This is a genomic window from Cupriavidus sp. L7L (assembly GCF_004353535.1).
Classification (GTDB): Bacteria; Pseudomonadota; Gammaproteobacteria; order Burkholderiales; family Burkholderiaceae; genus Cupriavidus; species Cupriavidus oxalaticus_A.
This window is the reverse complement of sequence record NZ_SMNY01000080.1, coordinates 1-1,951: the sequence shown is the minus strand read 5'-3', so window position 1 is coordinate 1,951 and position 1,951 is coordinate 1. Positions and strand designations below refer to the sequence as shown.

At 63.7% G+C, this 1,951-nt stretch carries 1 protein-coding gene; it reads left to right on the top strand.

The genetic code is table 11. The features are described from left to right. Positions 1 to 140: 140 nt before the first annotated feature. A complete protein-coding gene (locus tag E1J61_RS35580) occupies positions 141 to 1,883 on the top strand; it encodes an IS1634 family transposase (protein WP_133098482.1) in 1,743 nt (580 codons plus the stop codon). Positions 1,884 to 1,951: the final 68 nt, after the last annotated feature.

The following is a 1,951-nucleotide window of genomic DNA, read 5'->3' as shown; positions in this document are numbered from 1 at the left end:
TTAGTCCGAGCTTTGGCTTCTCGAATGGCCGGAACCCGCGTCGGCGCTGGGTTTCGGCCATTTTTTGTGACTATTATGTAGCCATGTAAATTAGTGTTTATCTATTGCGTTTCAGCAGAGTTGTGCTTGAATAAGTGTTCATGTATATCGAACACGTCCCCAACCGCAACTCGCCCCCCGCCGTCCTGCTGCGCGAGTCCTATCGCGATGGCAACACGGTCAAGAAGCGCACCCTCGCCAATCTCTCGTCGCTGCCCGCCGAGGTCATCGAAGGCTTGAAGGTGCTGCTACGCGGTGGCGTCGCGGTGTCGTCCGCCGACGAGGCCTTCGTGATCGAGCGCAGCCTGCCACACGGACACGTGGCCGCCGTGCTTGGCGCGGCGCGCGCCTGCGGCGCCGAGCAGTGGTTTGCCTCGGCACCGGCCGCGCTGCGCTCGGTGGTGATGGCACTGCTGGTGGCGCGGGTGGTGTCACCCGCTTCCAAGCTCGCCACGCATCGCATGTTGCGCGACGAGACCGCGACCCACTCGGTGTCGCGGCTGCTGAAGTTGGGCGACCTCGAACTCGAGCAGGTCTATGCCGCGCTCGACTGGCTGGGAGAAGCTCAGGAAGGCATCGAGAAGCGCCTTGCCAGGCAGCATCTGAGCGGCAGTACGCTGGTGCTCTATGACCTCACTTCCACGTGGGTGACGGGACGCTGCTGCGAGCTTGCCGCCCACGGCTACAGCCGCGATGGCAAGCGCGACGACCCGCAGATCGTGTTCGGTCTGGTTTGCACGCCTGAGGGCTGTCCGGTGGCGGTCGAAGTCTTCGCCGGCAACACCGCCGATCCGGCTACCGTGGCCTCACAGGTGGACAAGCTCAAGAACCGCTATGGCATCGAGAAGCTCGCGTGGGTGGGCGACCGGGGCATGCTCACGCAGGCGCGCATCGACACGGTCTTGCGCCCGGCGGGCCTGGACTGGGTGAGCAGCCTGCGCGCGCCACAGATGGCCGCACTTGCCCGGGAGAAGGGCCCCTTCCAGCCCTCGCTATTCGATGAGCGCAACCTGCTGGAGGTGACCAGCGAGGCGTTCCCCGGCGAGCGGCTCATCGTCTGTCGCAATCCGCTACTGGCCGAGGAGCGCAGCCGCAAACGCGAAGCGCTGCTGCAGGCCACCGAAGCCGAGTTGATGAAGATCACCGACGCGACCACGCGTGCCCGCAACCGCCTCAAGGGCACCGAGGAGATTGCCCTGCGCGTAGGCCGCGTCATCGATCACTTCAGGATGGGCAAGCACTTCGAGTTGAACATCACCGATTCGAGCTTCACGTGGGAACGCAAGACCGAACAAATTCAGCAGGAGGCCGCACTCGATGGCCTGTACGTGGTGCGTACGAGCCTGCCGGCAACGGACTTGCCGGCTGAGGCGGCCGTGACGGCCTACAAGGGTCTGGCGGTGGTGGAGCGGGCCTTCCGTTCGCTCAAGACGGTCGATCTGCAGGTGCGCCCCGTATTCCATTGGAACGCCGCGCGCGTGCGTGCTCACGTCTTTCTGTGCATGCTGGCCTACTACGTCGAGTGGCACATGCGCGAAAAGTTAAAGCCGATGCTGTTCGACGATGAATACGTCGAGCTCGCGCGTACGGCCCGGCCCTCGCCAGTGGCCAAGGCACGACGCTCGGACCAGGCGAAAGCCAAGGACACCACCAGGCTTGGAGAGGACGGCTTGCCGGTGCACAGCTTCCGTACGTTGCTCGATGATCTGGCCACGCTCGCGTACAACGTCTGTCACACCCCCCTGAACCCGCAAGCAAAGATCGTCATGATCACGCGGCCGACCCCAGTTCAAGAAAAGGCCTTCCGCCTGCTCAACGTCAGCCCCGTCGCCTGTACCCAGTAATTGACTCGCTCGCGCGCACATAACCGTGAGAAATCAAAGCATTATGCGCGCCGCGTGCCAAAGCTCGG

What these genes read in the sequence shown, in the direction of transcription:
- E1J61_RS35580 (WP_133098482.1), top strand. Translation starts at nt 141, where the DNA reads ATGTATATCGAACACGTCCCCAACCGCAACTCGCCCCCCGCCGTCCTG.